Origin of the sequence: Prosthecobacter sp. (assembly GCF_044378005.1) — a bacterium.
GTDB lineage: Bacteria > Verrucomicrobiota > Verrucomicrobiia > Verrucomicrobiales > Verrucomicrobiaceae > Prosthecobacter.
This window is the reverse complement of the sequence record NZ_JBILYB010000216.1, coordinates 1-6763: the sequence shown is the minus strand read 5'-3', so window position 1 is coordinate 6763 and position 6763 is coordinate 1. Positions and strand designations below refer to the sequence as shown.

The 6763-nt window shown below is 61.9% G+C and carries 5 protein-coding genes; 4 read left to right on the top strand and 1 reads right to left on the bottom strand.

The window, feature by feature from the left end; genetic code table 11:
* Positions 1-571, bottom strand: a 571-nt coding sequence (locus AC6FTP_RS24545; RefSeq protein ID WP_497209542.1) for a lyase family protein, incomplete at its 3' end; no start/stop codon positions are given.
* 455 nt (positions 572-1026) lie between these two features.
* Between AC6FTP_RS24545 and AC6FTP_RS24540 the strand changes: the two genes are divergently transcribed.
* From AC6FTP_RS24540 to AC6FTP_RS24525, 4 genes are read left to right on the top strand one after another with little or no spacing between them, the layout of a single operon-like run.
* Positions 1027-1758: an RDD family protein gene (locus AC6FTP_RS24540; RefSeq protein WP_497204696.1), complete on the top strand. Its 732-nt coding sequence runs from the start codon at positions 1027-1029 to the stop codon at positions 1756-1758.
* Between the two features lie 6 nt (positions 1759-1764).
* Complete coding sequence (locus tag AC6FTP_RS24535) at positions 1765-2739, top strand: stage II sporulation protein M (RefSeq protein ID WP_497209541.1); 975 nt, start codon at positions 1765-1767, stop codon at positions 2737-2739.
* A gap of 10 nt (positions 2740-2749) precedes the next feature.
* Positions 2750-5560 (top strand): DUF4350 domain-containing protein, encoded by a 2811-nt coding sequence (locus tag AC6FTP_RS24530; RefSeq protein ID WP_497209540.1) that lies wholly within the window; start codon positions 2750-2752, stop codon positions 5558-5560.
* A gap of 10 nt (positions 5561-5570) precedes the next feature.
* Positions 5571-6593 (top strand): AAA family ATPase, encoded by a 1023-nt coding sequence (locus AC6FTP_RS24525; RefSeq protein ID WP_497209539.1) that lies wholly within the window; start codon positions 5571-5573, stop codon positions 6591-6593.
* Positions 6594-6763 lie beyond the last annotated feature (170 nt).

The following is a 6763-nucleotide window of genomic DNA, read 5'->3' as shown; positions in this document are numbered from 1 at the left end:
TCAGACCTCGGGCGGGATAGGTTTGAATGAGTGCCTCCAGCGCCTGCACGCCCAGCAGCATTTCCTCACCAAACATCGCCAGACGCTTGCCCATGGTGCTCACCTGCGCCGCGACATTGTGCGTGCGCGCCGTGAAGGGGATGTCACGCACCTGCTGCGCCCGCTTCGCCAGACCGGCCAGCACCGCGATGCTCTTTTTCCGCACTTCCAGCAGCGCGCGGAAGACTTGCAGTTGCTCCACATTCTCCGTCAGGTCACGGCTCGTCATGCCTTTGTGAATGTGCTCATGGCGGGCCAGATCGCAAAACTCCTCGATACGAGCCTTCACATCATGCCGCGTCACGCGCTCACGCTCCATGATCGAAGTCAGATTCACCTGATGCTTCACCGCTTCATAGGCCTCAATGACACCCTCCGGCACCGGGATGCCCAGATCCCGTTGTCCCTTCAGCACCGCGATCCAGTAATCGCGCTCCAGCCGCACCTTCCCCTCACCCGACCAGAGGGCGCGCATGGCAGGCGTGGCATAACGTTCGGCGAGGACATTGGGGATGGAATCAGGCTGGGACATGGGAGGAGAGAAGTGACGAAAACCGAAGGACGAATGACGAAGCCAGATATCCTGTGGCGGGCGGGCGATTTAGGGCGGAGAGCGGCGAATGCAACGCCCGATTCATCGGGGGGGGGGAAGTCTTAGAAGCAAAGACGGTAGCCCGAAGTGCATTCAACGCGCAGAGTCATGCCGGACGCGAACGCTGGGCATGGTCCGAAAACAACTTCGGTGAGGTAGGCGACGAGCTTGACGACGGGGATCGGACCACGTCGTTCACAGATCAAACAGGATTGACCTGATTTACAGGATGAACAGGATTTTTCAGACCTGTGAATCCTGCCGATCTTGTGAATCCTGTCGAAAAGGCCCCTTTTCATTGGGATGCCTAAGCCCAGAAGATCAAAGCCAGCTTCTGAACTCTGCCATTGTCAAAACCTAAGGCAGCCGCTTCATTCGGCGCTCTTCTCCCCCGAATGCCCCCCGCTCCGAACGCCCTGCCCATCGACACCCTTCAGCCCGTGGAGCTGGCCGATGGGGTGGAGATCCACCTGCGGGTGGCGGGCCCGGCGGTGCGCAGCTTGGCGTGGTTCATTGATCTGCTGATTTTCTTCGTGGTCATCTTTGCCTGGGTGCTGCTGGTGGGGATCATCGCTGGAGGGCTCGGGGATGGGATCGCTCAAGGGGTGATGCTGCTGGGGCTCTTCCTGCTGGCGTGGTTTTACAATGTGGTCTTCGAGATGACGGCACGCGGCGCGACTCCGGGACAACGTGCCGTCGGAGTGAAGGTGGCGAGCGTTTCCGGCGCGCCGGTGCGGCTGCCTCAGTCGATCATCCGCAATCTGCTGCGCACGATCGACTTCATGCCTGCGGGCTATCTCTTTGGCCTGATCTGCTGCCTCTTCACGCAGCGTTTCCAGCGGCTGGGAGATCTGGTGGCAGACACGGTGGTGATTTATGATGACCCGAAGGAGACCAAGACGGCGGCGATCCAGGTGAATGCCGACCCGCAGCCTCCGCCTCAGGCGCTGAGCCGAGCCGAGCAGGCGGCCATCCTGCAATTTCTGGAGCGTGCTCCGCAGTGGTCAGACGCGCGGAAGATGGAACTCAGCGATCTGCTGGAGCCGCTGACCGGTCGCACGGGCCTCTCCGGCCTGACGCAGGTGTGCAGCATGGGCGTGTGGCTGCAAAAAGGAGGCAAGAACTAACGCCGCATGTCTCCCAAAGACTTCGAAACCGAAAACACCGCCCGCTGGGAGCATCTGACGAAGCTGCTCGATCAGGTGGAAAACAAAGGCGGCAAGGACAATGCAGGCGTGGAGGAGCTGCCGACGCTCTTTCGCCAGACCTGCCATGATCTCAGTCTGGCGCAGCACCGGATGTATGGCCCGCGCCTGACGAACAAGCTGAACTCCCTGGCCATCACGGGCTATCGCGTGCTGGAGCGGCGGCTCAGCGGCGGCTGGGAGCGTGCGGCGGAGCTGGTGCTGCGGGAGTTTCCCCGCTCGTTTCAGGCGGAGAGCGGGCTGTTCTGGTTCTGCATGGCGATCTTCTGGCTGCCCTTCCTTTTCCTGGCGATCTGGACTCCGTTTGATCCCGAGTGGGCCATGTCCATCCTCGGCCCCGAGGGCATGATCCAGATGGAAATGATGTACGGCCAGGGCACCTCGCCGCAGGATTACATGCGCGAGGAGTTCGGGTCGAACTTCGGCATGTTCGGCTTTTACATCTGGAACAATGTCAGCATCAACCTGCGCACCTTTGCCGGAGGGATGCTCGGCGGCGTGGGGTCGATCTTCATCATGCTTTTTAATGGCGCGCACATCGGCGCAGCGACGGGCTATGTGCATCATGCCTGCAATCCGGCGACGTTTTACAGCTTTGTCGCAGGTCATTCCGCACCGGAGCTGATGGGCGTGATCGTGGCGGGTATGGCGGGGATGCGTCTCGGGCTGGGCATCGTGAAGCCCGGCCCGTATGATCGCAAAACAGCGCTGGTGCTCAGCGGGCGGAAGGCGCTGGTGCTGATCGGCGGCGCGGTGCTGATGACCTCCTTCGCAGCCATCATTGAGGGCTTCTGGTCGGCGAACCCGATGCAGCCTGCCATCAAGTACAGCTTTGGCGCCGTGATGTGGACGCTGACGCTGAGTTATCTTTTCCTGTGCGGGAGGCAGCGGAATGAGGCTTGAGGATCTGACGGTGGCCCTGCGCCCTCGCCAGCCCTGGGAGGCGGTGGATCTCGGCTGTGCGATGACGCGGCGTGATTATGGCCGCGTGATCCTGCTCTGGCTCATCACCGTGATGCCCGTGTGGATCGTGCTGGGCGTGCTGCTTTGGGATCAGCCCATGTGGTTCAGTCTGGCCGCGTGGTGGCTGAAGCCGCTCTACGACCGCGTGCCGCTCTTCCATCTCAGCCGCGCCGCCTTTGGCTCACGCCCGACGGTGAAGGAGACGCTGCGCGAGTGGCCGCGCCTGTGGTCACGCTTTTTGCTGCCCGCGCTGCTGTGGCGGAGGCTGAGCTTCATCCGCAGCTTCGCGCTGCCGGTGCTGATGCTGGAAGGCCAGAAGGGCAAGGCGGCGAGCCAGCGCGTGACCACCCTCGCCATGGATGGCGGCAGCAGCGGTGCGAGCTTGTCCTGGGTGTTCATCAAGCTGGAGATCGCCGTCTGGCTCGGCTTGAGCGCGCTGGCCAGCAGTCTCGGCCCGGCGGATGGATTGCCTGACTTCAGCAGCATCGTTCAAGACCCCGAATCCTACTTTCAAACAACGAACGCGCAGCAGTGGTTCAGCAACGTGCTTTACCTCATCGCCATGACGATCATCGAGCCCTTCTATGTGGGCGCGGGTTTCGGGCTGTATCTGAACTCACGGACCAAGCTGGAAGGCTGGGACATCGAGCTGACCTTCCGCCGGCTCGCTGCGCGACTGCGGCCCGTGGTGGTGGCGCTGCTGGCGTTTGCCTTTGCCCTGCCGGGCATGATTTCAGCCGCTGATGCCCAACCAACGGTGGTGACCGAAGAAGTCTCCGAGGCGAAGAAGGCCGTGAGGGAGATCCTCACGCAGGAGGAATTCAAAGAGCATTCACGCACCACGCCGGTGTGGGTGCCGGCAGCATCGGAGACCAATGCGGGCATCGGGGGCTTGTTCGCCATCTTGCTGTGGGTCTTGGGCTATGCGGCGCTGGCGGCCTTGCTCGGCTACGTGATCTGGTGGCTGGTGCAATACAGCCGGAACTACACGAACGGACCTCGTTCGCCGCGCACCCATGCTCCTGAAGCCGCGCCGCGAGTCATCATGGGCATGGCGATCACTCGGGACAGTCTGCCGGAGGACATCGTGGCTGCCGCGCGTGCCGCCTGGACTGCCGGGAATGTGCGCGAGGCGCTGAGTCTGCTGTATCGCGGGGCGCTTTCACGACTGGTGGAGCAGCGGCGTTTGGCCATCCGAGATAGCGACACAGAGGACGATTGCTTGATGAAGGCCGCCGATGTGGTCGAAGGGCCCGTGATGCAGTTCTTCCGCCAGCTCACCCTCGTCTGGGTGCGTGCGGCTTATGCGGGCAAAGAAGCTGAGCCTGCCGAGTTCGAGACCCTTTGCCGGACGTGGCCCTTTTCCAACAACGCTCCGGCACCACGCGGGCAGAACGTCATCGTTCAAGCCATGCTCATCGCCAGCGTGATGCTGCTGAGCAGTTGTGATGGAACCTGGGAGGACGTGACCATCCCGCTCGGCTACAAAGGCAAGGCGCGGACAGATCCCTTCCTGGCTGCACAGCAATTGCTGATCGAAGAAGGCCACTACACCGAGCGCCTGCCGACGCTGAAAGCTCTGCCCGAGTCGGATGGCGGAGTCATCATCATCTCCGCTGAAGCCGGGATGCCCGAGGCACGCGCGCGGCAGCTTTTGCAATGGGCGGGCGATGGCGGCCACCTGATCTATGCCATGGCCGGCTGCGCGCCCTACAATGACTGGGGTCTCTTCAGCAGCGGCAGCACCTACGGCTACACCGGCAATGCCGAGCGCAAAGATCCCATCCTCGAAGGCATGAAGGTGAAGATGCTCGGTCTCGACACCTGGCTGGAGAAGGTGCTGCCTGACTACATGCGCAAGCGCCTCAATAAGAAGGACGGCGAGAAGAAGAAGGATGACGATGCCAAGGCTAAGAAGGCCGAGGACAAGAAGGCCGAAGAAAACAAGCCTGCCCCCAAGGCTGAAGAGCCCAAGAAAGAGGACGAAACCAAGGAGCCTAAATCAAAGGAGCCCGCGAAGAAGAAGCCACTCATCAAGGAGCCCGAAGATGTGCCCACGCAGACGGATGAACTCCAAGCAGACGGCAAGACCTACAAACTCACCTTCCCCTCCATCGTGCATCTCCAGCTCGACCGAAAACTTCGCAGCAGTGAATGGGCGGTGGGCAAGGATGGCAAACACACCGCGCTGTCATTGATCCACGGTCATGGACGAGTGACCCTGCTGAACCACGCGCGGCCTTTCCGCAACCGCTTCATCGACGATGGCGACCACGCGCAACTGCTCGTCGATCTCGTCGGTGATGACGCGCAGCATGTGCAGTTCATCGTCTCCCTCGGCACCAGCTTCTGGGCGCTGCTCTGGAAGCGCGCGTGGATGCCGCTCATCGGGCTCGCGCTGCTCACCGTCGTCTGGCTTTGGATCTATCTGCCACGCTTCGGACCGCAGCGTCAGGTGGTGCTGCATGACACGAAGCACTTCTTCGAGCACATCAGCGCGCTGGGTGGTTTCTTCCACCGCATGAGGCGCGGAGACATCCTGCTCGCTGCGGCTGCAGATGCTGTTCGTGCCCGTGCCACGCGACTTTATCCGCATCTCATCCATCACAATGATTCGGCCATCATCGAGATCCTCACCGAGCGCAGCGACCTCCCCGAGCCACGCATCCGCGCCGCCTTTGAAGCGGCGGAGAAACCCGCCACGCGCGAATTCGTCCGCCACATCCAGGACCTGCAAATCCTGAAAAACTCACTCCATTAAGCTCACCGCCATGACCTCCGAAATCCCGCCCATCCCTCTTCCCGATGAAAGCGTCTATGTGCCCCCTGCCCCACCGCCGATGCCACGCTCCACGGAGATCATGCGTGCCATCCGTGCAGCCGTAGAGCAGGTCTTCATCGGCCAGCCCGAGGTCATCCAGCAATGTCTCGCCGCGCTGCTCGCCGGCGGGCACGTGCTTCTGGAGGGCAAGCCAGGCCTGGGCAAAACGCATCTCGTGCTCGCCCTCAGCCGCACCTTTGGCGCGCAGTTCCGGCGCATCCAGTTCACGCCCGACCTCATGCCTTCCGATGTCACGGGTCACACGCTTTACGACCTCGGCAGCCAGAGCTTCCGCGTGCGTCGCGGCCCGGTCTTCACCCAGCTTTTGTTGGCAGATGAAATCAATCGTGCTCCCGCCAAGACGCAGTCTTCCCTGCTTGAAGTCATGCAGGAAACGCAGGGCACCATCGATGGCGAGACCCACGCGCTCGTGCCGCCCTTCATGACCTTCGCCACGCAGAATCCCATCGAGCAAGAAGGCACCTACCCGCTGCCAGAGGCCCAGCTCGACCGTTTCCTTCTCAAGGTCGTGATCGACTACCCTGCTGCTGCGCAGGAATCCTGGATCGTCCGCGCCGTATCATCCGCTGCCGCAGGTCGTGGACTCACGGCGGAGCAGGTCGGCCAGGTCTGCACCACGCAGGACATCCTCCAGGCGCAGGCCGAAGCGGCTGCCGTGGAGGCGGTCGAGAGCGTGGTGAACTACGCCGTCGCCATCACACGCGCCACGCGTCATCATGGAGCCATCTCACTCGGTGCCGGCACACGCGGAGCCATCGCCCTCGTGCGTGTGGCGAAGTCCTACGCGCTCATGGAAGGCCGCACCTTCATCACCCCTGGCGATGTGAAGCGCGCCAGCCTCCCCGTCCTGCGTCACCGAATCGCCCTGACCCCGGAGGTTTCCATCTCCGGCCAAACCGTGGATCAGGTGCTCGACAGCGTCCTGCGCAGTGTCGAGGCACCGAGGGCGTGAAGGGGAGTTCATAGTTCATAGTTCATAGTTCATAGTTCTCAGTTCACAGTTATCGAACCGCGAACCGCGAACCGTGAACAGTGAACAGTGAACAGTGAACAGCGAACAGCGAACAGCGAACAGCGAACCGAGAAAAACTAGAGCACCGTGGTGTTCACGATCTCATTCTT